Source organism: Bradyrhizobium sp. 154 (assembly GCF_023073875.1).
In the GTDB taxonomy this organism is placed as follows: domain Bacteria; phylum Pseudomonadota; class Alphaproteobacteria; order Rhizobiales; family Xanthobacteraceae; genus Bradyrhizobium.
Genome location: NZ_JADPKG010000114.1, coordinates 1 through 25,154, shown reverse-complemented (window position 1 = coordinate 25,154; position 25,154 = coordinate 1). Strand labels below are relative to the sequence as shown.

General features: G+C 63.8%; 26 protein-coding genes. 16 read left to right on the top strand and 10 right to left on the bottom strand.

The window, feature by feature from the left end; translation table 11 throughout:
- Position 1 precedes the first annotated feature (1 nt).
- Together IVA92_RS30235 and IVA92_RS30230 are read right to left on the bottom strand one after the other, a co-directional pair.
- Positions 2-292 (bottom strand): DUF1330 domain-containing protein, encoded by a 291-nt coding sequence (locus IVA92_RS30235; protein WP_247277221.1) that lies wholly within the window; start codon positions 290-292, stop codon positions 2-4.
- 64 nt (positions 293-356) lie between these two features.
- On the bottom strand, positions 357-1,004 hold the full coding sequence (locus IVA92_RS30230) for an alpha/beta hydrolase (RefSeq protein ID WP_247277220.1): 648 nt from the start codon (positions 1,002-1,004) through the stop codon (positions 357-359).
- Positions 1,005-1,342: 338 nt separating this feature from the next.
- Between IVA92_RS30230 and IVA92_RS30225 the strand changes: the two genes are divergently transcribed.
- The 8 genes from IVA92_RS30225 (at position 1,343) to IVA92_RS30190 (ending at position 8,954) form a co-directional block, all read left to right on the top strand.
- Positions 1,343-2,482 (top strand): cysteine desulfurase family protein, encoded by a 1,140-nt coding sequence (locus IVA92_RS30225; protein WP_247277310.1) that lies wholly within the window; start codon positions 1,343-1,345, stop codon positions 2,480-2,482.
- A 122-nt stretch (positions 2,483-2,604) separates the two neighbouring features.
- Positions 2,605-4,101, top strand: a complete 1,497-nt coding sequence (sufB, locus tag IVA92_RS30220; protein ID WP_247277219.1) for a Fe-S cluster assembly protein SufB — start codon at positions 2,605-2,607, stop codon at positions 4,099-4,101.
- A 62-nt stretch (positions 4,102-4,163) separates the two neighbouring features.
- Positions 4,164-4,916 (top strand): Fe-S cluster assembly ATPase SufC, encoded by a 753-nt coding sequence (gene sufC, locus IVA92_RS30215; protein WP_247277218.1) that lies wholly within the window; start codon positions 4,164-4,166, stop codon positions 4,914-4,916.
- 11 nt (positions 4,917-4,927) lie between these two features.
- Positions 4,928-6,232 (top strand): Fe-S cluster assembly protein SufD, encoded by a 1,305-nt coding sequence (gene sufD / locus IVA92_RS30210; protein WP_247277217.1) that lies wholly within the window; start codon positions 4,928-4,930, stop codon positions 6,230-6,232.
- On the top strand, positions 6,229-7,476 hold the full coding sequence (locus tag IVA92_RS30205) for a cysteine desulfurase (protein ID WP_247277216.1): 1,248 nt from the start codon (positions 6,229-6,231) through the stop codon (positions 7,474-7,476). Before sufD ends, IVA92_RS30205 begins: the two co-directional genes overlap by 4 nt.
- Complete coding sequence (locus IVA92_RS30200; protein ID WP_063683732.1) at positions 7,473-7,844, top strand: SUF system Fe-S cluster assembly protein; 372 nt, start codon at positions 7,473-7,475, stop codon at positions 7,842-7,844. Before IVA92_RS30205 ends, IVA92_RS30200 begins: the two co-directional genes overlap by 4 nt.
- A 118-nt stretch (positions 7,845-7,962) precedes the next feature.
- Entirely contained in the window at positions 7,963-8,304 is a 342-nt protein-coding gene (locus IVA92_RS30195) for an iron-sulfur cluster assembly accessory protein (RefSeq protein ID WP_247277309.1), read from the top strand.
- A gap of 200 nt (positions 8,305-8,504) precedes the next feature.
- The gene (locus tag IVA92_RS30190) at positions 8,505-8,954 is read left to right on the top strand and encodes a TfoX/Sxy family protein (protein WP_247277215.1); all 450 of its coding nucleotides are present in this window, start codon (positions 8,505-8,507) and stop codon (positions 8,952-8,954) included.
- A 53-nt stretch (positions 8,955-9,007) separates the two neighbouring features.
- Here the strand turns inward: IVA92_RS30190 and IVA92_RS30185 are convergent, their stop codons facing one another.
- The 3 genes from IVA92_RS30185 to IVA92_RS30175 form a co-directional block, all read right to left on the bottom strand.
- Positions 9,008-10,075: a GGDEF domain-containing protein gene (locus tag IVA92_RS30185; protein WP_247277214.1), complete on the bottom strand. Its 1,068-nt coding sequence runs from the start codon at positions 10,073-10,075 to the stop codon at positions 9,008-9,010.
- Positions 10,076-10,243: 168 nt separating this feature from the next.
- Entirely contained in the window at positions 10,244-11,773 is a 1,530-nt protein-coding gene (locus tag IVA92_RS30180) for a DEAD/DEAH box helicase (RefSeq protein ID WP_247277213.1), read from the bottom strand.
- A gap of 297 nt (positions 11,774-12,070) precedes the next feature.
- Positions 12,071-13,048: a helix-turn-helix domain-containing protein gene (locus IVA92_RS30175; protein WP_247277212.1), complete on the bottom strand. Its 978-nt coding sequence runs from the start codon at positions 13,046-13,048 to the stop codon at positions 12,071-12,073.
- A gap of 212 nt (positions 13,049-13,260) precedes the next feature.
- Between IVA92_RS30175 and IVA92_RS30170 the strand changes: the two genes are divergently transcribed.
- Positions 13,261-14,775, top strand: a complete 1,515-nt coding sequence (locus IVA92_RS30170) for a caspase family protein (RefSeq protein ID WP_247277211.1) — start codon at positions 13,261-13,263, stop codon at positions 14,773-14,775.
- Positions 14,776-15,036: 261 nt separating this feature from the next.
- Entirely contained in the window at positions 15,037-15,237 is a 201-nt protein-coding gene (locus IVA92_RS30165) for a hypothetical protein (RefSeq protein ID WP_247277210.1), read from the top strand.
- A gap of 12 nt (positions 15,238-15,249) precedes the next feature.
- On the opposite strand, the gene IVA92_RS30160 is transcribed toward IVA92_RS30165, so the two are convergent.
- Positions 15,250-15,417: a hypothetical protein gene (locus IVA92_RS30160; protein WP_247277209.1), complete on the bottom strand. Its 168-nt coding sequence runs from the start codon at positions 15,415-15,417 to the stop codon at positions 15,250-15,252.
- On the opposite strand from IVA92_RS30160, the gene IVA92_RS30155 reads away from it, so the two are divergent.
- Together IVA92_RS30155 and IVA92_RS30150 are read left to right on the top strand one after the other, a co-directional pair.
- Positions 15,416-16,663: an FAD-dependent oxidoreductase gene (locus tag IVA92_RS30155; protein WP_247277208.1), complete on the top strand. Its 1,248-nt coding sequence runs from the start codon at positions 15,416-15,418 to the stop codon at positions 16,661-16,663. The genes IVA92_RS30160 and IVA92_RS30155 overlap by 2 nt on opposite strands.
- Positions 16,664-16,841: 178 nt before the next feature.
- Entirely contained in the window at positions 16,842-17,606 is a 765-nt protein-coding gene (locus IVA92_RS30150) for an outer membrane beta-barrel protein (protein WP_247277207.1), read from the top strand.
- A 111-nt stretch (positions 17,607-17,717) separates the two neighbouring features.
- Here the strand turns inward: IVA92_RS30150 and IVA92_RS30145 are convergent, their stop codons facing one another.
- From IVA92_RS30145 to IVA92_RS30135, 3 genes are all read right to left on the bottom strand, one after another.
- Positions 17,718-18,488: a glucose 1-dehydrogenase gene (locus IVA92_RS30145; protein WP_247277206.1), complete on the bottom strand. Its 771-nt coding sequence runs from the start codon at positions 18,486-18,488 to the stop codon at positions 17,718-17,720.
- A 32-nt stretch (positions 18,489-18,520) separates the two neighbouring features.
- Complete coding sequence (locus IVA92_RS30140) at positions 18,521-18,706, bottom strand: hypothetical protein (protein WP_247277205.1); 186 nt, start codon at positions 18,704-18,706, stop codon at positions 18,521-18,523.
- Positions 18,707-18,928: 222 nt separating this feature from the next.
- Positions 18,929-19,759, bottom strand: a complete 831-nt coding sequence (locus IVA92_RS30135; RefSeq protein ID WP_247277204.1) for a porin family protein — start codon at positions 19,757-19,759, stop codon at positions 18,929-18,931.
- Between the two features lie 112 nt (positions 19,760-19,871).
- Here IVA92_RS30135 and IVA92_RS30130 point away from each other — a divergent pair, with 112 nt between their 5' ends.
- Entirely contained in the window at positions 19,872-20,153 is a 282-nt protein-coding gene (locus IVA92_RS30130) for a hypothetical protein (protein WP_247277203.1), read from the top strand.
- Positions 20,154-20,194: 41 nt separating this feature from the next.
- Here IVA92_RS30130 and parE read toward each other — a convergent pair whose 3' ends face one another.
- A complete protein-coding gene (gene parE, locus IVA92_RS30125; RefSeq protein ID WP_247277202.1) occupies positions 20,195-22,243 on the bottom strand; it encodes a DNA topoisomerase IV subunit B in 2,049 nt (682 codons plus the stop codon).
- A gap of 273 nt (positions 22,244-22,516) precedes the next feature.
- Here parE and IVA92_RS30120 point away from each other — a divergent pair, with 273 nt between their 5' ends.
- From IVA92_RS30120 to argC, 3 genes are all read left to right on the top strand, one after another.
- Positions 22,517-23,047, top strand: coding sequence for a DedA family protein (locus IVA92_RS30120; RefSeq protein WP_247277201.1), 531 nt, complete (start codon positions 22,517-22,519; stop codon positions 23,045-23,047).
- Positions 23,048-23,272: 225 nt separating this feature from the next.
- Positions 23,273-23,938 carry an FMN-binding negative transcriptional regulator gene (locus tag IVA92_RS30115; RefSeq protein WP_247277200.1) on the top strand — a complete coding sequence of 222 codons (666 nt, stop codon included), beginning with the start codon at positions 23,273-23,275 and terminating at the stop codon, positions 23,936-23,938.
- Positions 23,935-24,918, top strand: coding sequence for an N-acetyl-gamma-glutamyl-phosphate reductase (gene argC, locus IVA92_RS30110; protein ID WP_247277199.1), 984 nt, complete (start codon positions 23,935-23,937; stop codon positions 24,916-24,918). The genes IVA92_RS30115 and argC overlap by 4 nt, the downstream gene beginning before the upstream one ends.
- The last annotated feature ends 236 nt before the right edge of the window (positions 24,919-25,154 follow it).

The window sequence follows — 25,154 nt, the reverse complement described above, 5'->3', positions numbered from 1 at the left end:
ATCAGGTGCAACCGTCGGCAAGCAGCAGCCTGCTTGTCGTCGTTGCGTGCCGCACCCTGAAGAGATCCTGAATGTCGGGATCGTCGAGGAACGCTTGCGCCTTCTCGCGCTCCGCAAATTCGATGATGACGAGGCGCTCGGGCGCCCAGTCGCCTTCGATCGTGGTCGGCTCGACGCCGCGCACGATGTACCGCCCTGAATGCTTGGCAATGAATGCCGGGATTTCAGCGATGTAAGTCTTGAAACCGACGTGGTCGTTCACCGACAGGTCAAGAACCAGATACGCCTTCATCGCTCGCAATCTCCAGCGTTGACGGTCCGCAGCCATGCCACGAACACGTCTACGCCGGAAGGCCTCAGCGCACGCTGGCGAGGCGCATGTCGAGGTAGGCCGTGATGGTTTCCATCAGCGGCTCGAGCTTGGCGTCGAAGAAGTGATTGGCGCCGGGAATGACCTGCTGGTCGATCACGATGCCCTTCTGCGTCTTCAGCTTCTCGACCAGCGTGTTGACATCCTTAGGGGGCACCACGGCATCCTTTTCGCCATGCACGATCAGGCCCGAGGACGGGCAGGGCGCAAGGAACGAGAAGTCGTAGAGGTTGGCCGGCGGCGCGATCGAGATGAAGCCTTCGACCTCCGGGCGGCGCATCAGCAGCTGCATGCCGATCCAGGCGCCGAAGGAGAAGCCGGCGACCCAGCAGGCGCGCGCCTCGGGATTGATGGTCTGCGCCCAATCGAGCGCTGCCGCCGCATCCGACAATTCGCCGGTGCCATGGTCGAACGAGCCCTGACTGCGGCCGACGCCGCGGAAATTGAAGCGCAGCACGGAGAAGCCGCGATGCGCGAAGGCGTAGTAGCACTGGTACACGATCTGATGGTTCATCGTGCCGTGGAACTGCGGATGCGGATGCAGGATCATCGCGATCGGCGCGTTCTTCTGCTTGGCCGGGTGGTAGCGGCCTTCGAGACGGCCAGCGGGGCCGGTAAATATGACTTCGGGCATCGACGATCTCTTGATTGATTTCCTGGAGACGACCTCGGCAATCAACCGATTGTGGCCTCACCGGCAGATGCCGACGAAAGCGCGAATGAAGGGCGAGGAGGCGCGCGCAGCGGTGATGCGCTGACGGCGCGCGGTGACTTGACGGTGCGCGTTCTAACATAGGCTGAGGGTCAAAAAGCAAGCATCTTGAACATCAGCCAACGGGTTCAAGACGTTAGCGTGTCATGACCGCGTCAACTGTGGCCGCACATTCGCAAATCATGGTTGCCAAGGGCGTGCCCGCGGCCCATGTCGAGATGGCGCAACGCCGTCTGCGATGTGAGGTAATATATTACTCAATGCCGACCCGCGTCTATCTCGATTGGAACGCGACCACGCCGCTCCGCGCTGAGGCGCGGGCAGCGATGCTGGCTGCATACGACCTGATCGGCAATCCATCCTCCGTCCATGCCGAGGGGCGGGAGGCACGACGGCTGATCGAGGAGGCGCGTGCCGCGCTGGGACCGGCGGTCGGCGCTCAGCCGCGCAACGTCGTCTTCACATCCGCTGGAACCGAGGCCAATGCGCTGGCGCTGTCGCCCGGCCTGCGGGGGCCGTCCGGCGGACCCGTCGAGCGACTGCTGGTCTCCGCGGTCGAGCATGCCTCGGTGCTGGCGGGCGGCCGGTTCCCGGCGGATAGGATCCGACAGATACGGGTAACGCGCTCCGGTGTCGTCGATCTCGACGATCTGTGGGCCCAGCTCAACGCTGGCCCGCCGACGCTGGTCTCCATTATGGCCGCGAACAACGAGACGGGCGCGCTTCAGCCTGTCGCTGAGGCTGCGCGGATCGTTCATGAGGCCGGCGGTCTCCTGCATGTCGATGGGATCCAGGCGCTTGGCAAAATTCGGTTCGATATCAAGGCTGTGGGTGCAGACCTTGCGACCTTTTCTGCGCACAAGATCGGTGGCCCCAAGGGAGTTGGCGCGCTGGTCATGGCAGAAGGGCTCGCCGGTCTGGCGCCGGTCCTGCGGGGGGGCGGGCAGGAGCTCAACCGCCGGGCGGGCACCGAGAATGTCGCGGGGATCGCCGGCTTTGGCGCGGCGGTCAGACGGGCGCTTCAGACTCTGCCGGAGGATCTGAAACGAATGGCAACCCTCAGAGATCATTTGGAAAATGGGCTTCGCGCCACGGCCGGGGCGACAATCCTCGCCGACGGTGTGGAGCGGTTGCCAAATACCGTACTTTTCACCGCACCAGGGCTGAAGGCCGAGACTGCTGTGATCGGCTTCGACCTTGCAGGCGTCGCCGTGTCGTCAGGTTCGGCCTGCTCATCGGGAAAGGTCCAGCCCTCCCACGTGCTCTCGGCCATGGGGTACGATCCCATCGTGGCCCAAGGAGCGGTGCGCCTCAGTCTTGGCTGGTCCACGGAACTGGAAGAGATCAATAGGGCGTTGGAGGCTTGGCGAAAGCTCGGTAATAACCTACTTAAGAGCTAGGCGACGAAACACAGCTTGAACGATTCTAGGCGCGTGCTTTCCGCCAGAGAACATCGTAATAAACGTAATACTCGTCCGAGTTTGATCCACCGCGGTCCTTGAAACCGCGAGCGGAGGATGGAATGCCAGCCGTACAAGAGACGGTCGAGCGCGTGAAGCGCATCGACGTCGACCAATATCGTTATGGGTTTGAAACCCTGATCGACTCCGAGAAAGCCCCCAAGGGGCTATCGGAAGAGACCGTAGAGTTCATCTCGCAAAAAAAGAATGAACCCGCCTGGATGCTCCAGTGGCGGCTGGAAGCCTATCGGCGCTGGCTGACCATGACCGAGCCGACCTGGGCGCGGGTCGACTATCCCAAGATCGACTTCCAGGACCTCTATTACTACGCGGCGCCGAAGCCGAAGAAGACGGTCAGCTCCCTCGATGAGATCGATCCGGAGATCCTGAAGACCTACGAAAAGCTCGGCATTCCCCTGCGGGAAGTCGCCATGCTCGAAGGCGTCGAGCCGAAGGTTGGCGAGGAAGATCCGGCCCGCCGTAAGATCGCGGTCGACGCGGTCTTCGATTCGGTGTCGGTTGCGACCACGTTCAAGGCGGAGCTGAAGAAGGCCGGCGTGATTTTCATGCCGATCTCGGAGGCGATCCGCGAGCATCCCGAGCTGGTGCAGAAGTATCTCGGCACCGTGGTGCCCACCTCGGACAATTTCTACGCGACGCTGAACTCGGCGGTGTTCTCGGACGGCTCGTTCGTCTACGTGCCGCCCGGCGTGCGCTGCCCGATGGAGCTGTCGACCTATTTCCGCATCAACGAGCGCAACACGGGTCAGTTCGAGCGCACGCTGATCATCGCGGACAAGGGCTCCTACGTCTCCTATCTCGAGGGCTGCACTGCGCCGCAGCGCGACGAGAACCAGCTGCACGCGGCCGTGGTCGAGCTCGTCGCGCTCGACGACGCCGAGATCAAATACTCGACGGTGCAGAACTGGTATCCGGGCAATTCGGAAGGCAAGGGCGGCATCTACAATTTCGTCACCAAGCGTGGCGACTGTCGCGGTGCCAATTCAAAGATCTCCTGGACCCAGGTCGAGACGGGCTCGGCGATCACCTGGAAATATCCGAGCTGCATCCTGCGCGGCGACAATTCGCGGGGCGAGTTCTACTCGATCGCGATCTCGAACGGCTTCCAGCAGGTCGATTCGGGCACCAAGATGATCCACCTCGGCAAGAACACGTCGAGCCGCATCATCTCCAAGGGCATCGCCGCCGGCAAGTCGCAGAACACCTATCGTGGGCTCGTCACCGCGCATCGGAAAGCCACCGGCGCGCGCAACTTCACCGCCTGCGATTCCCTGCTGATCGGCGACAAATGCGGCGCGCACACCGTGCCGTACATCGAGGCGAAGAACTCCTCGGCGACGTTCGAGCACGAGGCGACGACGTCGAAGATCTCCGAGGACGTGCTGTTCTACTGCATCCAGCGCGGTCTCTCGCAGGAAGAGGCGGTTGGCCTCGTGGTCAACGGCTTCGTCAAGGATGTGCTTCAGCAGCTGCCGATGGAGTTCGCGGTGGAAGCGCAGAAGCTGATCTCGATCTCGCTTGAAGGGTCGGTCGGTTAACACCGACCCTCGCGGTGCGCTTAGGCGCTCCATGCCTCATTTGAATAGACTGGACACCAACAATGCCTTTGCTTGAAGTGAAAGACCTGAAGGTTCGTGTCGAGGAGCGTGAGATCCTCCACGGGCTGACGCTGACCGTGAACGAGGGCGAGGTGCACGCCATCATGGGGCCGAACGGCTCCGGCAAGTCGACGCTCTCCCATGTCATCGCCGGCAAACCCGGCTATGAGGTCACCGACGGCCAGATCCTGTTCAGGGGCGAGGATCTCCTGGAGATGGATCCCCACGAGCGCGCCGCCAAAGGCGTGTTCCTGGCGTTCCAGTATCCGGTCGAGATTCCCGGTGTTACCACCATGAATTTCCTCCGTACCGCACTAAATGCCCAGCGCAAGGCTCGCGGCGAGAGCGAACTGATGGTGCCCGACTTTTTGAAGAAGGTCCGCGAGGTCTCGAAGTCGCTGAACATCCCGCAGGACATGCTCAAGCGCGGCGTCAATGTCGGCTTCTCCGGTGGCGAGAAGAAGCGCAACGAGGTGCTCCAGATGGCGCTGTTCGAGCCCAGCCTGTGCATCCTCGACGAGATGGATTCCGGCCTCGACATCGACGCGCTGCGCATCGCGGCCGACGGCGTCAACGCGCTGCGCTCGCCGAAGCGCGCCATGGTCGTCATCACCCACTATCAGCGGCTGCTGAACTACATCGTGCCCGACGTCGTGCACGTGATGTCGAAGGGCCGCGTCGTGAAGAGCGGCGGCAAGGAGCTGGCACTGGAGCTGGAAGCGTCCGGCTATGCCCAGTTCGAGGACGCCGCGTAAGGAATTTTGCAATGAACGTTGCTGTGGCAAAGACCGGAAAGGGCCGTGCGGTGAGCGATCTCTTCGCCAGCGTCGAAGGCCGCTTGCCGGGTCCGCCTGCTGTGATCGCGGCGCGCCGCGAAGCCTTCGAGAATTATGAGCGGCTCGGCCTGCCGCACCGCCGGCTCGAGGAATGGAAATACACGGATCTGCGCGCGCTGGTCAGCGAGGTGCTGCCACTGGCGGCCAGCCCCGACGCGGCCGCGCTGAAGCGCGCCGCGGACGCGGTGAAGGCCCATGCCATCGCGGGCGCCCGCAAGCTGGTGCTGGTCGACGGCGTGTTCGCGGCCGATCTGTCCGACGTGAAGGCGCTCGGCTCCGAGACGAGCCTCAAGACGCTGCGGGAGACGCTGGAGACCGATGCCGGTCTCCTCAACACGGCGCTCACCGATGCCGTGATCGCGCTGAACGCCGCCATGGCAACCGACGGCGTCGTGCTGTCGATCGCTGACGGCGCGCAGCTGTCCGCGCCGATCCAGATCATCCACATCGCAACCGCGGCTTCCGCCTCGAGCTTCACCCGTTCGCAGGTTGCGATCGGGAAGGGCGCTCGCGCCACCATCGTCGAAAGCTTCGTTGCGGCAGGTAGCAAGGCCTACCAGGTCAACGATGCCGTGCTGGTGAAGGTTGGCGACGACGCCGATGTTGCACACATTCGCCTGATGGACGATGCGCCTGACGCGGTGAACGTCACCTCGCAGTTCGTGACGGTCGGCGCCAATGTGAAGTTGAACTTCTTCAACATGACCAGCGGCGCGGCGGTCAGCCGCTTGCAGGGCTTCATCACACTGGCGGGCGAGGGCAGCGAGCTCTCCGTCAACGGCGTCAACCTTTTGAAGCAGACCGAGCATGGTGACACCACACTGGTCGTCGACCACGCCGTGCCGAACTGCGTCAGCCGCGAGACTTTTCGCGCCGTGATCGACGATCGCGCTCATTCGGTATTCCAGGGGCGTATCATCGTTCGTCCCGATGCGCAGAAGACCGACGGCAAGATGATGACCCGCGCGCTGCTGCTCTCGGACGAGGCGGAAGCCGACAACAAGCCCGAACTGGAAATCTTTGCCGATGACGTCTCTTGCGGCCACGGCGCCACTGCCGGCGCGCTGGACGACAGCCTCTTGTTCTATCTGAAGGCGCGCGGCCTGCCGGAGAAGCAGGCCCAGGCGCTGCTGATCCAGGCCTTCGTGGGCGAGGCGATCGAGCAAATCGCCGACGACGGCTTGCGCGAGCATGTGATCGGCATTGCCGAGCGCTGGCTGGAGCGCCGGTCATGAGCACGCATCCGGCGGTCAAGAACGGCGCCTACGACGTTGCGCGCGTGCGCCAGGATTTTCCCGCGCTCGCCATGCAGATCTACGGCAAGCCGCTGGTCTATCTCGACAACGCCGCCTCGGCGCAGAAGCCCGGCGCCGTGCTCGACCGCATGACGCAGGCCTATACGAGCGAATACGCTAACGTGCATCGCGGCCTGCATTACCTCGCAAATGCGGCGACGGAGGCCTATGAGGGCGCGCGGGCAAAAGTCGCGCAATTCGTCAATGCCCGCCGCACAGAAGAGATCATCTTCACCCGCAACGTCACCGAGGCCATCAACCTCGTGGCGTCGTCCTGGGGCGAGCCGAACATCAAGCAGGGCGACGAAATCGTCCTCTCGATCATGGAGCACCATTCCAACATCGTGCCCTGGCATTTCCTCAGGGAGCGCCATGGCGCGGTGATCAAATGGGCGCCCGTCGATGACGAAGGCAACTTCCTGATCGACGAGTTCGAGAAGCTGCTGACGCCGAAGACCAAGCTGGTCGCCGTCACCCAGATGTCGAACGCCCTCGGAACCTTCGTTCCCATAAAGGAGGTCGTGCGACTGGCCCACGAGCGCGGCATTCCCGTGCTGGTCGACGGTGCACAGGGCGCGGTGCATCTGCCCGTCGACGTGCAGGATCTCGACTGCGATTTCTACGCATTCACCGGCCACAAGATTTATGGCCCGACCGGTATCGGCGCGCTCTATGCCAAGCATGAGCATCTTGTCGCGATGCGCCCCTTCAACGGTGGCGGCGAGATGATCCGCGAGGTTGCGAAGGACTGGGTCACCTATGGCGACCCGCCGCACAAGTTCGAAGCTGGCACCCCGCCCATCGTCGAAGCGATCGGCCTCGGTGCCGCCATCGATTACGTCAATTCGATCGGCAAGGAGCGTATCGCCGCGCACGAGCGCGATCTCGTCACCTACGCCCAGGACCGGCTCCGTGAGATCAACTCGCTGCGGCTGATCGGTACTGCGCGCGGCAAGGGGCCGGTGATCTCCTTCGAGCTCAAGGGCGCGCATGCCCACGACGTCGCCACCGTGATCGACCGTCAGGGCATCGCAGTGCGCGCCGGCACCCATTGCGTGATGCCGCTTTTAGAGCGGTTCAACGTCACCGCCACCTGCCGGGCGTCGTTCGGCATGTATAATACGCGGGAAGAAGTCGATCATCTGGCACAAGCGCTTCTGAAGGCGCGGGATTTGTTCGCATGAGTGACACGGCCGAAATCAAAGCCAATCCGATGGAGACCCATTCGGCGCTGCCGCCGGAGGAGACCGAGCGTCTGACCACCGAGATCATCGCGGGCCTCAAGACCGTATTTGATCCGGAAATCCCGGCCGACATCTACGAGCTCGGCCTGATCTACAAGGTCGAGATCAAGGACGACCGTTCGGTCGACGTGCAGATGACGCTGACGACACCGAACTGCCCGGCTGCGGGCGAGCTGCCGACCATGGTCGAGAACGCGGTCGCCAGCGTCCCGGGCGTCGGCGTGGTCGACGTCAAGGTCGTCTGGGAGCCGCCGTGGTCGCCCGAGCGCATGAGCGACGAGGCGCGCCTCGTGCTCAATATGTGGTGACGGTCTCAGCTCGCATTGAATTCGCCTCGCAACGGACCACATAGATAACATGACCCAGATCTCGTCAGGCTCGACACCAGCTTCGACACCAAAGCCCCGGCGGGCGCGCCCGCAGGTGATGCGGCTGACGGACGCCGCCGCGCAGCGGATCACGGAGCTGACCCAGCGCGCGGACTCCGAGATCGTCGGCCTGCGCGTCGGCGTGAAGAACGGCGGCTGCGCCGGCCAGTCCTACACGGTCGAATACGCCCACGAGATCCGGCCGACTGACGAGGTCGTCGAGGACAAGGGCGTCAAGATACTGGTCGATCCCAAGGCCGTGCTGTTCCTGCTCGGCACCGAGATGGACTACAAGGCCGACAAGATGCAGGCCCAGTTCGTCTTCAACAATCCCAACCAGGTCTCCGCCTGCGGCTGCGGCGAGTCGGTCGAGCTGCGGCCGGCGAAGGTCGACGGGTAGTTTTCCCCGCCCTTGCGAGGAGCTCGCGACAAAATTGCGTAGCAATTTTGCGCTGATGCGACGGAGCAATCCAGACTGTCTCTGCCTCGGCAGTCTGGATTGCTTCGCGGAGCCTGTCATCGGGCCGCGCTTCGCGCGGACCCGTTGGCTCGCAATGACGGCAGTGGTATAGTGGCTGGCCTGCTCGCTCCGGGATACCCATGGACCGCGAATTCCTGATCGACCTGTTCGCCGATTTCGGTCCCGTCACGATCCGCAAAATGTTTTCCGGCTACGGCATCTCCGCCGAGGGCATCAACTTCGCGCTGTCCTTGCGCGCCGGGCTGTTCTTCCGCGCCGACGAGATGACGATCCCGAATTTCGAGGCGGAAGGCTCAAGGCCGTTCCAATACTCGACCCGCGCCAAGACAGTCACAGTGAACTCCTACTGGCAGTTGCCCGCGCGCTTGTTCGACGATTCCGAGGAGCTGGCACAATGGGCGAGGGCAGCGCTCGCTGCCGCCCAGCGCGCCAAGGTCAAGAAGCGGCCGAAGACGAAGAAGGTCAGCAAAGCTGCCAAGGCGCCCGCCGGAAAGCCCAGCCAGAAAACTTCGTCAAAAAGATCGCTCAACAAGTTTGCGGTGCGCAAGCGTGCAAAGCGAAAGGCGTAATTCTCGGGGCTCGCGCCAAGAGGTGCGCTCCGGAATGACAGCGAGGGTCGGGCCTACGCCACCCGGTTGTGCGTCTCGACCGCGTATTCCGGATCGACTTCACAGATCACGCGGTTGCGGCCGTTGCGCTTGGCGGCGTAGAGGCAGGCATCCGCGCGTTCGATCAGGGCGTCGGTGTCGTCGCCCTGCCTGAGCATGGAGACGCCGACGGAGATGGTGACGCGGCCGAGAATCTCGCCGGTGGATTTCTTCTTCAGTTCCTTCGCCATCACCGCGCGGCGGATGTGATCGGCCACCGTGAGTGCCTGGCGCAGCGCCGTGTTGGGCAGCACGACCGCGAATTCTTCGCCGCCATAACGCGCGGTGATGTCCTGGCCCTTGATGGTCTGCTTCAGGGACAAGCCGACAAGGCGCAGCACCTGGTCGCCGGTGAGGTGGCCGTAGGAATCGTTGAATGACTTGAAATGATCGATATCGAACAGCAGCAGCGACAGCGGCTCCCCGGAGGCGAGCGCGCTCTGCACCGCCATGCCGATCATGCGATCGAAATATTTGCGATTGCCGAGGCCGGTGAGCGGATCGGTGAGGCTCTCGGCGCGGATCGCCTCCAGGCTCTGCTGGAGATTGCTGATCTCGTTCCTCGATAGTATCAGGCGGCCTTCCAGCGCCTTGTTGGCCTCGCGCATCTCGCTGGTCGAACGCAGCAGCGTCTCGACGATCGCCTTGATCTGGTCGCGGCCCTTGGCCGACGACAGTTTCTCGGTCGCACCCGACAGGCTGGCGTCGTAGGCGCCGCTCATCCCGAGCGCATCGCCGAGAACCTTCATCACGTCGTCGATCTCGCCGATGACGCGCGCGCCCACCTTATCGATGCGGTCGGTGGTCTTGATATGGGAGAGATAGGTCTCGTAGATCTGCTCGAGATCGGCTTCGGTCAGCTTGCCGTTGCGCGCCAGCGTCTCGTTGATGATCTTGTTGAGCGGTGCGTTGTAGCCGGTGGCGTAGACGTACCAGATCTCGTAATTGCGCGGAATTGCCGTCTGCCGGAGCGATCGAATCTGGCCGAGCGCCACTTCGGCGAACGCCATCGTGCGTTCGTGTTCGTCGAGAACCTTGACCACGGAACATACCCCGCAGCGGTCGGTGCGCCCCCGACCGCAGCAATGCTTAAATTATGTTCCTAGGCTAACGGACGATCGTGAACGCCCCGTAAATATACGTTCGCCAATGCATCCGAAAAAAGTGTGGGGCGTTTTTCCTCAACCGAAACCAAAAGCGCGTGTCGCGCTTCAGGCTCCGGCGGGGGAGCGAACCGGCCGCAGCAGAAATGCCGGCAGATGCGAGTGATCGCCCGGCTCGGCGTCGACCTCCCGCTGCCGGCGCGGTTCGGGACGGCCGATCGAGGGCACGTGCGACGGATTGGCCTGATGGCGCGCGCTCTGACGCGGCTCAGATGACGGCCGTGCTTCGCGGGGAGGCCGCGCTTGGCGTGCAGCCCTTGGCTCGCGAGCGGGCCGGGCTTCGGCCGCGGGGCTTGCATCGACCGAAGGCCTTGCCTCGGAGGGCTGCGGCGCGTCGCCACGCGGCTCGTGGCCGCGACGCGGCTTGCCCCGTCCGCCACGGGAGCGCTCGCGGTCCCGTCCGCGAGACTCGCGCGGGCGCTCGCTGTGTTCGGTCGTGCTCCCGTGCACCTCGAAGTCACCCTCGGCGCGCGGAATGCTCTGGCCGATCAGCTTCTCGATCGCCGCCATCGACTTCTGGTCGAGCGGTGTCACGATCGAGATCGCCGTGCCGGTGCGGCCGGCGCGGCCGGTGCGGCCGATGCGATGGACGTAGTCGTCAGCGTGGTGGGGGACGTCGAAATTGAAGACGTGGCTGACCTCGGGAATGTCGAGGCCGCGAGCGGCGACGTCGGAGGCGACCAAGAGCGGCAACTCACCCTTGCGGAACTGTTCGAGCGCCGCCGTGCGGGCCGATTGGTCCATGTCGCCGTGCAGGGCGCCGACGCTGAAGCCGTGCTTCTGAAGGGATTTGTGAACGATGGCGACCTCGCGCTTGCGATTGCAGAAGATGATCGCGTTCTTGAGATCCTTGGCCTCGCGCAGCAGGCGGCGGAGCAACTCGCGCTTCTCGTGCGCCTCGCGCCCAGCGGGCACCTGGGCCTGCGTGACGGTCACGGCTGTCGTGGCGGGTTTGGAGACCTCGATCTTCTGCGGATTGTGCAGGAAGGCCTCGGTGATGCGCCGGATCTCCGGCGGCATGGTCGCGGTGAAGAACAGGGTCTGCCGCGTAAACGGGACGAGCTTGCAGATGCGCTCGATGTCGGGGATGAAGCCCATGTCGAGCATGCGGTCGGCTTCGTCGATGACGAGCAGCTCGACGCCGGTGAGCAGGAGGCCACCGCGCTCGGTATGGTCGAGCAGGCGGCCCGGCGTTGCGATCAGCACGTCGACGCCGCGCGTCAGCTTGGCATCCTGGTCGCCGAACGAGACGCCGCCGATCAGAAGCGCGACGTTGAGTTTCTGGCCCGCGCCGTAACGGTCGAAGTTTTCCTTCACTTGCGCCGCGAGTTCGCGGGTCGGCTCGAGGATCAGCGTGCGCGGCATGCGCGCCCGGGCTCGACCCTTTTCGAGGATGGTGAGCATCGGCAGCACGAAGGCCGCGGTCTTGCCGGTGCCGGTCTGGGCGATGCCGAGCACGTCCTTGCGTGCGAGGACGTGGGGGATCGCCTGTTCCTGGATGGGAGTGGGGGTGGTGTAACCGGTGGCCGCCACTGCGGCGAGGACTTTTTCGGATAGTCCGAGATTGGTGAAGGACATTGAGCCTCTGGTCGAAACCGCCGTTCGGAATCGAGGGTAAAAAGGCTGTCGCGTTCCACCCCAAAACGGCGTGCTCTCAAAGAAGCTGGGGGTGCTGACTCACGCGAACAAAGCGCCAGGCTCGAGAATCGATCTTCGATTTGAGCCGCGTCGCCCCGGAACATAGGCAGGAATCCGCCAAAGTCAATGGAGCGGGCGCGGGAAGACCCTAAAAAACCTGAGGTTTTTGCCCAAATAGCGGGCGCGGCTGCGGTTTTCCGCCCAAGCGGCGGACTGACCAGAGCCGGCAAACGGCGGCTAATGCCCCGCCCGAACCTGGGCCCGGAAGTCGCCTGGGGCGATGCCATAGGCAGCGTTAAAGACTCGGTAGTAGGTCGCCAAGCTCTCGAAGCCGCAGGCGGCCGCGATGTCGGCAATCAGCCGCTCCGGAGCCTCGCGGATCAGGCGGCGGCTCTGTTTCAGCCGCTCTTCGGTGATCGTCTGCGAGAAGCTCTTCTCCGCCGTCTCGAACAGCATATGCAGGTGACGCACGGAAATGCCGAGCCAGTCGGCCACCATCGTCGGCGCGAGATTGGGGTCTTGCAGGTGACGCGCGATCAGGCGCCGGGCCTGCGACAGACGGGCGGTCCGCAGCGCGGCCTGCCCGCGGCGGCCGCCGGGCCGCACGATGCCGCGCTCGATCAGCGCCAGGTGGGCCAGGACCTGAACAAGGGAGGCCTGCACCGGGGAGGCGGCGTCGAAGCAGCCGTCATTGCCGGCAACATCGTCGAGATCGGCAAAGCAGGTGCCGAGCAGGGGCGCCAGGGTGGGATCGTCAAACGTCCGCGGTGCAAGCTCGCGCATGCGTTTGTCCTGCGCCGGGATGTTGCTCACCGGGATCTTCAGGATTCGCAAATGGAAGCCGCCTGCGCCCAGCGGCGCGGTACGATAGGGCAGGTCGATATGGCTGGTGGCAAAGCCGCCGTTTGCGATCGCAAAGTCGCTGCCGCGCATGCCGCCGAACCAGCCGCCGCTGCCAAGCTGCTGGTAGACGCAGATGGCGTCGCCCGGTGCGGAGGCGATGTCGGATGCGCTACGCTCGACCGTGTAGGCGGAGGCCTTCAACTCGACGAGGCTGGCGCCGCCAAGCTGGCGCAGCGAGAATTCGCCGAAGAAATCGGCGCGGCGTTCGCGCTCGAGCTCGGCCGTGACGCCGAACAGACCCTTGGCGCGCACCTCGCGCCAATAGTCGAAGCGGTCATGCGGCTCGACCTCGTCGGTGCACCAGCGATACACGATACCTCTCGCTTCCAATGGGATTACCCAGAGACATTGCTAAGGAAGAGCAGATTCCAGCGGAATCTGCCATAGGACCGACGATGGAATCGGGGACCGAGGCCCTTGAACCCTCGATATGTCTGGACCGACTATCACATCAACGGCTGGGTTTCCCATGAACGACCTTTCGAGGGGGCCGGCGGAGGGCCGTTCTGCAACGGGGTATTCCAATGACGCGTCGGCTTTTCAGAATTCTGGCGGCACTCGGCCTCGCAGCGGGCCTGAGCGGATTCGCGCTTCCCGCGCATGCCGAGAAGCGGGTCGCGCTCGTCGTTGGCAACAACGACTACAGGAACGTGCCGAAGCTGCTCAAGGCCGTCAACGACGCACGCACCATGGGCGACACGCTGAAGCAGCTCGGGTTCTCGGTGATGGTCGCCGAGAATCAGAACCGGCAGCAATTCTCCGAGACGTTGCTCGCCTTCGACAAGGCGATCGAGCCCGGCGACACCGCGTTCTTCTTCTATGCCGGCCACGGTTTCGAGATCGCGGGCCAGAACTACTTGCTGCCGACCGACGTTCCGGCGGCGACGGAAGGGCAGGAAGAGCTCGTGCGCGACGCCTCCATCCTGGCCGACCGCATCGTCGAGCGCCTTCAGAACAAGAGGGCGCGGACCTCGATCTTGGTGTTCGACGCCTGCCGCAACAACCCGTTCGAGCGCAAAGGTACCCGCGCGGTCGCCGGTGGCGGCGGGCTCGCGCCGATGACGCAACTGCCGGAAGGCGTGTTCTCGGTGTTTTCGGCAGGTCCCCGCCAGACCGCGCTCGATCGCCTCTCCAACGACGACGCCAACCCCAATTCAGTGTTCACGCGCACTTTCGCCAGGGAGCTGCTCAAGCCCGGCGAGAACCTCGTGCAGGTGGCGCAGCGCACCCGCCGTGCCGTCAGTGAGATGGCCGATACCGTGAAGCACAAGCAGGTGCCGGTCTATTTCGATCAGATGGTCGACGACGTCTTCCTTAGCGGCCTCGCCAAGGATGCCGCCGCGCGCGCGGACGATCCGCCGCCGCAGAAGCTCGCCGCGCTCCCGCCGGTATCGGTGCCGCACCTGCCGAAGGAGGAGACCACCAACGCGCCGATCGCGAGCTTCTCGCGGCACAATGGCGGCTGGAGCGTGGTGTTCTCCTTCGCTGATCCGACGCTTGGCATCTCCTGGCGCATGGCCGGCAAGGGCGATTTCCGCGAAACCGGCTTCATCGACACGCTCGATCCGCGCACGCGCAAGCGGATGCCGAACCCGTCGGTCGAATTGCCGCCGGATGCGCAAGCCGGCACCATCGAGGTCCGCTATGTCGATCAGTCCGGCGAGATGCAGGGGCCGTTCCCGATCAGGTTCGATCCCGAGGCCGCGCTGATCCGCGACCAACGCAAGATCCTCGACATGACCGCGACAAGCTGGCTGTCATTCCGCGAGTTCAATGGACTGCTGGTCTACTACACGCATCTCGTGTCCTACCGCTGCGCCATTCGCGAGGTGCGCATTGGTGTCGACACTGCCGTGCCGAACCAGGTGCTGAAGATGCCTCCTTGCGACATGCGCGATCCCAGCGCGATCAGCGCCGGCATGCCGCTCTACATGAAGCTCGCCCCGGCGACGCAGTCCGTCTCGGTTGAGCTGACCTACCGCGACGGCAGCGTGTCGGAGATCAAGAGCTTTCGCAGCGCGAACCGCAGCAATAATTGAGATCGTCGTCGGCCGCGACAGGAGAGGAACAACTCCTGCTGACCTGGATTGTCAGTCAAACCAGGGAGACGATCCATGATCCGCAGATCCATCTTCGTAACGATCGCTTGCGTTGCACTTTCGACGGCGGCTTTTGCCCAAGGGGGCGGTGGTGCGGCGGGCGGCGCCGGTGGCGCCAGCGCCGGATCGGGGGCCAGCTCAGGTGCAGGGGTGGGCACGTCACCCAGCAGCGCCAACTCCGGGCCGTCGGCTCCCTCGGGGATGGGGACGCATGACACCACCACGGGGGCCAACGTCAACACCAATACCGGCCCGGTCAACCCGAACGTTCAGTCCCCAACCGCAAATGGTAAGACGCCGTCAGCAGCACAAGCCGAGCGGAACATGGGTGTCGGTCATGCGACCAATGGGTTGCCGATCGGCAGTCCAGGCACCGGGACCAGCAACGAGGACCAGAAATAGTCGATCCCGTCCTCACCCAAGGCCCGCGCTCTGCGGGCCTTTTTTTTGGCGCTTGTTTGCTGCAGCAAAGCGGCCCCGGTGAGCTTTTGTCTGCAAATTGAGACTGCACTCGGCCTGGATCGCGTTAGTATCGTCCGGCATATCTTCATCGATACTCACATCGCGGATCGCGGCTGCCATGACATCCGACCAACAATCAAACCGGACCATGAAGGTCCGCTGCTGCATCGTCGGCGGCGGGCCAGCGGGCATGATGCTCGGCTATCTCCTGGGCCGCGCCGGCATCGAGGTCGTGGTACTGGAGAAGCATGCGGATTTCTTCCGCGATTTCCGCGGCGACACCGTGCATCCCTCAACACTTCAGGTGATGGACGAACTTGGCCTGATCGACGGCTTCCTGAAGCTGCCGCATCAGCGCTTGCAGAAGATGGACGGCCTGTTCGGTGGCACGCCGGTGCGCATCGCCGATCTCAGCCGGCTCCACACCAAGTACCCCTTCATCGCTTTCATGCCGCAATGGGACTTCCTGAATTTCCTGCGCGAGGCCGGCCGGCGCTTTACCTCGCTCAAGGTGATGATGAGCACGGAGGCGGTCGATCTGATCCGCCGCGGCGAGACGGTCGCCGGCGTGCGGGCGAGGACGCCTGAGGGCATTATCGACATCGAGGCGGATCTCACCATTGCCTGCGACGGCCGGCATTCGACGGTGCGCGAGCGCGCCGGCCTTGCCGTCGAGGAGATCGGCGCGCCGATGGACGTGCTGTGGTTCCGCGCCGGCCGCAGACCCGACGAGACGGAGAATGTGTTCGCGCGCGTCGAGCCCGGCAAGATGATGATCACCTTCGATCGCGGCGACTATTGGCAATGCGCCTACGTCATCGCCAAGGGGCAATTTGATGCGGTGAAGGCGAGGGGATTGACGGCGCTGCTCGACGACGTCGTGCGCATGGCGCCGATCCTGAAAAGCGGCATCGCGGACGTGAAGAGCTTTGACGACATCAAGCTGCTCACCGTCGCGATCAACCGCCTGACGCGCTGGACGCGGCCCGGCCTGCTTCTCATCGGCGACGCCGCGCACGCGATGTCGCCGGTCGGCGGCGTCGGCGTCAATCTCGCCGTGCAGGACGCGGTCGCAACCGCAAACCTGCTGGCGGATGAGCTGCAGCACGGTTGTCCCTCGGAGAACGAGCTCGATGCGGTGCGACGCCGGCGCGAGTTCCCGGTGAAGATGACGCAGCGAATGCAGGTCGTCGTGCAGAACAACATCATCAGCGGCGCCTTGCTAGGCAGCGACCGGCCGTTGAAGGTGCCGCTGATCGTGCGCCTCATCACTGCGCTGCCCTGGCTCCAGGGCATTCCGGCGCGCCTGCTTGCGCTCGGCGTTCGGCCCGAGCACGTGCAGTCGAAGGCGGCGCCGCCATCGTAGCGCAAGACTCGGTAGGGATAACGCTGCATTAAATTACGCTCGGTGCGTTGCACGCTTGCAACATCGCGAATGCATTCAAGGCGCAACGTGTGCTCATCCGCCACATTAACCGTGTTGATTTCAATTTTGGTAAGGGCCGTCTGTGAGCGTGCGCCCATCAACGGACACGGGGTCTACCATGCGTACCAAATTGATTGCCGCCTTCGCCTGCACGACCGCTCTGGTTTCGATCGGCGCGGCTTCCGCTGCCGATCTCGGTGCGCGCTACACGAAGGCGCCCGCCTATGTCGAGCCGCTGTTCAACTGGACCGGCTTCTATGTCGGCGGCCACATCGGTGGCGCGTGGACCAACGAGCAGTTCATCAACAACGGAACCGGCGCGCCGTTCGGCGATCTTTCGCCGGGCGAAGGCTTCCGCCAGCGCAAGTCGGGCATCATGGGCGGCGCCCAGATCGGCTACAACTGGCAGGCCAACAATTACGTGTTCGGCATGGAAGGCACGATCTCCGGCCTCGACAACAAGGGCACGGTGGTAAACAACGTGTTTGGCGCCGCGGACGACGTGTTCTCCTGGCGTGCCAACGTGCTCGCGACCATCGTCGGCCGCGCTGGCTTCGCCGTGCAGAACAACCTCTTCTACATCAAGGGTGGCTATGCCGGCGCGAACAACCGTCTGTCGGTCAGCGACACCGTCGGTGTGTCGGGCTCGGGCGGACAGACCCACTGGGCCAACGGTTGGACCGTCGGCGCCGGCTGGGAATACGGCGTCACCCGCAACTGGATCGTTGGCCTCGAATACAACTACGCGGCCTTCGGCAGCCAGACCTATCAGCTCGGCGGCACCTCGGGTAACTACACCTTCGATGCCAAGCCGCGCGACATCCAGTGGGCCGTCGTGCGCGCGAGCTACAAGTTCGACGCCCCGACCATCGCCCGTTACTGAGCACGTCGACGCAACGCGACCAACGATCAAAAAAAGCACGGCCAAAATTCAAAGCCCCGGCATGGTCCGGGGCTTCTTTTTTGCGTTGGTGGATTGCGGCCACGGCCGGCCTCAGGCCATCACCGAGAAGCCGCCGTCGACCGGGATCGCGGTGCCGGTGAGGAAGTTCGAGGCGGGCGATGCGAGGAACACGGCGATGCCGGCGAAGTCGTCGATGTCGCCCCAACGTCCTGCAGGCGTGCGCGCCAGCACGCGCTCGTGCAGCCCTGAGACCTGCTGTCGTGCGCCGCGGGTGAGGTCGGTGTCGATCCAGCCCGGCAGGATGGCGTTGACCTGGATGTTGTCGGGCGCCCACGCATTGGCGCAGGCGCGTGTGTACTGCACGATGCCGCCCTTGCTCGCCGCATAGGCGGTCGCGAAGCTCGCGCCGAAGATCGACATCATTGAGCCGATATTGATCACCTTGCCGTTGCCGGACGCCTTCAAGGCTGGATAGGCCAGCTTCGAGCAGACGAAGGCGCTGGTGAGGTTGGTGTCGATCACCTTGTTCCACTCGTCGAGCTCGAGTTCGTGCGGGGGCTTGCGGATGCTCATGCCGGCATTGTTGATGAGGATGTCTATCCGGCCGAGCTCGCTGACGACACCGTCGACCATGGCCGCCACGGCGGCCTTGTCGGTCACGTCGGTGGTGACCGCGATCGCCTTCACGCCGCGCCGTCTGAGATCGGCCACGGCTGCGGCGGACTTGGTTTCATTGCGTCCCACCACGGCGATGTCGGCTCCGGCATCGGCAAGGCCGCGGGCCATGCCAAGCCCGATGCCGCCATTGCCTCCTGTTACGACAGCGACCTTGCCGCGAAGGTCGAATCGGCTGGATGTCATGCTCTCAGTACCTTTTCTTGTCCTGGTTTGTTCTATTGGCTGCTCTGCCAGATCAGCACCAGCCCGAAGCCGGCCATGGCTGCGCCATAGCCAGCCCATTGCAGCTGGTCGACCATGAAGCTCGATCCCGGCCAGGCGAGCGTGCCCGTGCCTTGTCCGATCCAGAGCAGCCCGACGGCAGTCGCAAACAGGCCTGCGATCAGCAGAAATCGGCGCATGCGTTCCTCCCATCAGTCCGCTTCTGTCGCGACGCGGCATGAACGATTGCCGTGCACCCGCGAACTTGGACGCAGACTAGCCGTAGCTTCGGCTCCGATACAATGGGCCGCGATTGACACGCGGGGCGCCGGCTCATGCAGGAACGTCATTGACGGTGAGGAGATCACAACGAAAAAGCCCCGGACGATGCCGGGGCTTTGACGTTTGGTCCTGAGACCAGATCAGTACTTCGCGACGACCGGGCCGCTCCAGTTGAAGCGATAGACCAGCGAGGTGCTGATAGTCTGGACCCAGGGCTTGAAGGTGGCGGCCGTGCCAAGCGGCGCAACAACACCGCAACCGGCAACAGTACAGGTCTCAGGCAAGCTGATCCGATCGTAGAAGGCGGACCGATATTCGGTCTTCATGAACCAACCAGGGGCGCTGATCCCGAAGATGTTGAGGTTGTTCTCAACACCGCCGCCCACGAACCAGCCGTCACGCCGGAAAGACGACGTATTCAGGAGGGTCGGGCCTCCACCGGCAGTCAGTGTGGACAGGCTGGTGCCAGACCATTCCGATCCGGAATAACCGGCGTTCACGTAGGAAAGGACGTTCGGGGCAACCAAATAACCGAGCCTGACGCCAGCGGCGTAGCTGGTCCGGAGCTTTTCGCGTCCTTCCACGAAATTGAAGGGATCGCTGAGGGAACCACGAATGTCACCAAATTGACCATCGGCGAAGACGCCCGCCACCCAGCTCGGGGTGAACTGCCAGTCATAACCAAGACCGACCGTTCCGAACCAGCCGCTACCGCCCAAACGCTGATCGCGGGTCAGCGCAGTGCCTGCCGCACCAAAGGCGCCGAACGGCCCGACAACACCAGTGCTCTGAACGTTGCTGTCCGCGTTCCAGAGCCCGCCGCCGGCACCGCCGAAGATGTAGAAGCCGGTCCAGTTGGCGACCGGCGCGGGCGCCGGAGCCTTCACGTACGGACGGGCCCCAAGGTCGGCCGCCGAGGCCGAACCGGTCAAAGCCGCAACCGCGGTCAGAGCAAGCAAAATCTTCTTCATTTCCAAATCCCCAACCTTGGTTCGCTTAGCAGGTGCGAGCGCCGTTCCGTTCAAATTCGATGGTTGGACTATAGACGGATTCTGCTGAAATGCTGTTGCTGAGCGGACACAGATGACTGAAAACGATCCGGTGTTGTACGGAGGACACAGGGACCCCGGAGTGATGTCGTCCGCCTTAAAAATGAACGCCTACAATAACTTACGCGATGACTTCCATTACACGCTAAAGATGAAGGTCGTCGCGAAAATCACCATATTCGACGTAGAGGGAGAAAGTTGCTTCAGCCGCCGGCGAAAAAGCGAAAATCAAATCGCCCCCGATTCTTATCTTTGCGGCGCGGTCTGGGATGAGTCGGAGCTGGACTGTTCATCTCTCGCCATCGCGACGCGATGAGCAGATGGAAACCGCAAGCGGCTGGCCCGCTGCTTCCCGCTCTAGACGTCCAGCAGCTCTTCGCTGGCAAATTCGGCCTTGTCCGAGATGAACGCGAAACGTGCCTCGGCCTTGGTGCCCATCAGGCGCTCCACCGAATCCGCCGTGGTGTCGCGATCGTCGGCGAGCAGCACCACCTTGAGCAGCGTCCGCTTGGCCGGATCCATGGTGGTTTCCTTGAGCTGCGCCGGCATCATCTCACCGAGGCCCTTGAAGCGGTTCACCTCGACCTTGGCGTTGGCATTGAACGCGCTCTTGATCAGCTCTTCCTTGTGCTTGTCATCGCGCGCATAGACCGATTTGGTGCCGTGGGTCAGCTTGTAGAGCGGCGGCACCGCGAGGAAGAGGTGCCCTTCGTCGATCAGCCGCGGCATCTGCCGGTAGAAGAAAGTGATCAGCAGCGAAGCGATATGCGCGCCGTCGACGTCGGCGTCGGTCATGATGATGATGCGCTGATAGCGCAGATCCTCTTCGCGATAATGGGCAAGCGTGCCGCAGCCGATCGCCTGCACGAGATCGGAGAGCTGGGCATTCGCCGTCAGCTTGTCCTTGCCGGCTGAGGCGACGTTGAGAATCTTGCCGCGCAGCGGCAGCACGGCCTGGGTCTTGCGGTCGCGCGCCTGCTTGGCGCTGCCGCCGGCCGAGTCGCCCTCGACGATGAAGAGCTCGGAACCGTCGGTGCCGGCATCGGTGCAGTCGGCGAGCTTGCCGGGCAGACGCAGCTTCTTGCCGGCGGTCTTGCGCGCCGTCTCCTTTTCCTGGCGACGGCGCAGCCGCTCCTCGGCGCGGTCGATCACGAAATCGAGCAGCCTGTTGGCCATGTTCGGATTGCCCGACAGCCAATGATCGAACGGATCTTTGATCGCCTGTTCGACGATGCGCTGGGCCTCGGCGGTGGCGAGGCGATCCTTGGTCTGGCCCTGGAATTCAGGCTCGCGCACGAACACCGAGAGCATCACGGCAGCGCCCACCATCACGTCTTCGGAGGTGACGGAGGCCGCGCGCTTGCCCTGACCGACGCGCTCGGCGTGATCCTTCAGACCGCGCAGCAGCGCGCTGCGCAAACCCGATTCATGCGTGCCGCCATCGGGCGTCGGCACGGTGTTGGTGTAGGAGGAGAGAAAGCCGTCGGCATCCGCAGTCCACGCCACCGCCCATTCGCAGGCGCCATGAGCACCGTTGCGGCCGGACTTGCCGGAGAAGATGTCGGGATGCACCAGCGTGTCGGCGTGGATCGCCGCGGCAAGATAATCCTTGAGACCGCCGGGGAAGTGGAACGTCGCCTCCGCCGGCACGTCCTCGACGCCCTTGAGCAGCTCGGGCGCGCAGTTCCAGCGGATCTCGACCCCGCCGAACAGGTACGCCTTCGAGCGCGTCATCTTGAAAAGGCGCTGCGGCTTGAACGCGGCCTTGGCGCCGAAGATGTCGGTGTCGGGCTTGAAGCGCACGCGCGTGCCGCGGCGGTTGTTGACCTTGCCGAGATCCTCGAGCTTGCCTTTGGGGTGCCCGCGCTCGAACGTCATGCGGTAGAGCTTCTGGCTGCGCGCGACCTCGACCTCGAGACACGAGGAGAGGGCGTTCACCACGGAGATGCCGACGCCGTGCAGACCGCCCGAGGTCTCGTAGACCTTGGAGTCGAACTTGCCGCCCGAATGCAGCGTGCACATGATGACTTCGAGCGCCGACTTCTTCGGGAACTTCGGATGTGGATCGATCGGGATGCCGCGGCCGTTGTCGGTGACGGTCAGGAATCCGTCGGCGCTCAGATCCACCTCGATGAAGGTCGCGTGCCCGGCCAGCGCCTCGTCCATGGAATTGTCGATGACTTCGGCGAAGAGGTGATGCAGGGCCTTCTCATCGGTGCCGCCGATATACATGCCGGGTCGGCGCCGCACCGGTTCCAAGCCCTCGAGCACCTCGATGTCGGCCGCCGTATAGTCGGCTTCCCCGCCACCGCCGCGCGAGGCCGTCTTGGCGGCGGGCGCGCGAGACTTTGCCTCGTCGGCGCCGAACAGGTCGTCTTTCGCTTTGGTTTTCAATTGCTTGGACATATATCTTGATACGCTTTGAAGGCCGCATGGGCGGCGAATCGGTTAGGCCGACTATGCCACTTCTGGCTTGGAAAGGTTACCGCCGGGCGGGCCGGGCCGTGTGGTTGGGAGCCAATCCCGGCGATTTTACGCCGTAGGCCCGCCAATTCCCGGCAATTTGACGTCCCGCCCGCCTTGGGCCGGGCTTTGTGACTTGATGTCACACAAGCCCTTGGCTTACCAGTCCTTTTCATCGAGCAGCACCTTGAGACAGGGCGGGAAGGCTAATCTGGAATGGAGCAGTTTGCGCACGCCCTGGCCGACTTCGTGCGCGCTCACCAGGCTTGGGCCGCGCCGATCGTGTTCCTGCTCGCCTTCGGGGAGTCGCTTGCCTTCATCTCGCTGCTGGTCCCGGCCTGGGGCGCGCTGGTGGGGATCGGTGCGCTGATCGGAGCGAGCGGCATCAGCTTCTATCCGGTCTGGATCGCCGGCGGTATTGGCGCGGCGCTGGGCGACTGGGTCTCCTACTGGTTCGGCTACCGCTACAAGGAGAGGGTCGCGCAGATGTGGCCGCTTTCGCGCTATCCCGAACTCCTGCCCAAGGGCGAGGCTTTCGTGCGCAGCTGGGGCGTGCCCAGCATCTTCATCGGCCGCTTTTTCGGCCCCTTGCGCGCCTCGGTGCCGCTCGCAGCCGGCATCTTCGAGATGCCGTATTGGAGCTTCCAGGTCGCCAATTTCGTCTCAGCCCTGGTCTGGTCGGCGGCACTGCTGCTGTTCGGCGACGTGATCGCGAAGCTGATGGAATGGATCTGGCGCCTCATCTGATGCCATGAACCTTGACGGGAACCGGATCTGGCTTTATAGCCGCGCGCCATGATCAACGCTGCGACCATTCTGTTCGCCCGTCGCCGCCGCCGCTCTTTCGCGGTTTGGGCGGTCGATCGCGTTTGAGATCATCGTCTTTGCCGCTGGATCCGGTCCGCGGCATTCTCTCTCCTGTCAGCGCGATCTGATCCGGCGGCCCCCAAGGAGGCCCAGCAGGAGACCACGATGTACACGCCAGTCTTTTTCAAGCAGGACCGCGCCGCGAGCCTGAAATTCGCCGAGGAGCGCGGCTTCGGCACGATGTGCGCCTTCGACGGCCACAAGCCGGTTGCTTCCCCGCTGCCGTTCTATCTGACCTACGCCGCTGACGGCACGCCGCAGGCCGCCTTTCATGTGGCCCGTCAAAATCCGCTGCTAAAGCTCGCGGGCGGTGATGCGTCCTGGCTGCTCGCGGTCAACGGCCCCGATGCCTATGTATCGCCGGACTGGTACGTCTCGCCCGACCAGGTGCCGACCTGGCTCTACCAGTCGGTGCATCTCAGCGGGCCGGTACGGCTGCTGTCGGACGACGAGCTGGCGGTGCAGATCGATACGCTCAGCGACAAGTTCGAGAGTTGGCTGCTGCCGAAAAAGCCGTGGACATCAGGCAAGATGACGGCGGGGCGGCTGGAGACGATGAAGAAGGCGATCGTTGGGCTGGTGATGACGGTTGAGGAGGTCGAAGGCAGCTTCAAGCTGAACCAGCACAAATCGGATGCCGACTATACGGCGATCGCCAATGCGCTTGGCGCCGGCGACGCCGATGCGAAGCAGATCGCACATTTGATGCGGCAGGCCCGGCCGCAGCCTTTTGCAGACGATACGAACATGCTCGAAGGGAGCGCGCCATGAACCTCGCTGACACCACCAAAGCCCCGACCCCCGGCACGGCGAAAAAGCCGGCCACCGTCTTCGTCGACGGCGGCTCCGGCACCACCGGGCTCGGCATCAACGAGCGGCTGAAGCTCCAGGGCGACGTCGCGGTGAAGACCATCGCCGACGACAAGCGCAAGGACCCCGCGGCCAAGAAGGCGCTGATGGAGGAGGTGGATCTCGTCATCCTCTGTCTGCCCGACGATGCCGCCAGGGAGACGGTTGCTCTCGTGGACGGCATGGGCGCCTCGGCGCCGAAGGTGCTGGACGCTTCGACCGCCTACCGCGTGGCGCCCGACTGGGCCTATGGCTTTCCCGAGCTCACGCCCGATCAGGCCGGCAAGATCAAGGCCGCGAAAAAGGTCTCCAATCCCGGCTGCTATCCGACCGGCGCGATCGCCCTGCTGCGGCCGATCGTCGATGATGGCCTGCTGCCGCAGGATTATCCCGTCACCGTCAACGCCGTGAGCGGCTATTCCGGCGGCGGCAAGTCGATGATCGCGAGCTTCGAGGATGGCAGCGCGCCGTCCTTCGAGCTGTACGGTCTCGGCTTCGAGCACAAGCACCTGCCGGAGATGCAGCTCTACTCGAACCTGACGCGGCGGCCGATCTTCATTCCATCGGTCGGCAATTATCGGCAGGGCATGCTGGTCTCGGTGCCACTCCAACTCGACACGTTGCCCGGCAAGCCGGGCGGCGCCGACCTGCAAGCGGCGCTCGCCAAGCGATACACCGGCTCGAAATACGTCAAGGTGATGCCGCTTCAGAACGAGGCGACCAAGGGTGCTCGGCTGGAGCCGGAGGCGCTGAACGAGACCAATATGCTCGAGCTCTACGTCTTCGCCAGCGACAAATATCGCCAGGCGTTGCTGGTCGCCCGGCTCGACAATCTCGGCAAGGGCGCCTCGGGTGCAGCCGTGCAGAACATGCGGCTGATGCTGGGATTGCCGGAGGAGTAGGGCTGGGACCTATCCACCGTCATTGCGAGCCAACGGGTCCGCGCGAAGCGCGGCCCGATGACAGGCTCCGCGAAGCAATCCAGAGCTCCCACCGTGGAAATAGTCTGGATTGCTTCGTCGCAAAAGCTCCTCGCAATTGTGCATGTTCACTAATTCGCTGATTGGATCGCTCCAGCGGAGGACGATCCGATGCGCGACAACAGCTATGACCGGACGATTGAGCGCAACTATCTGCA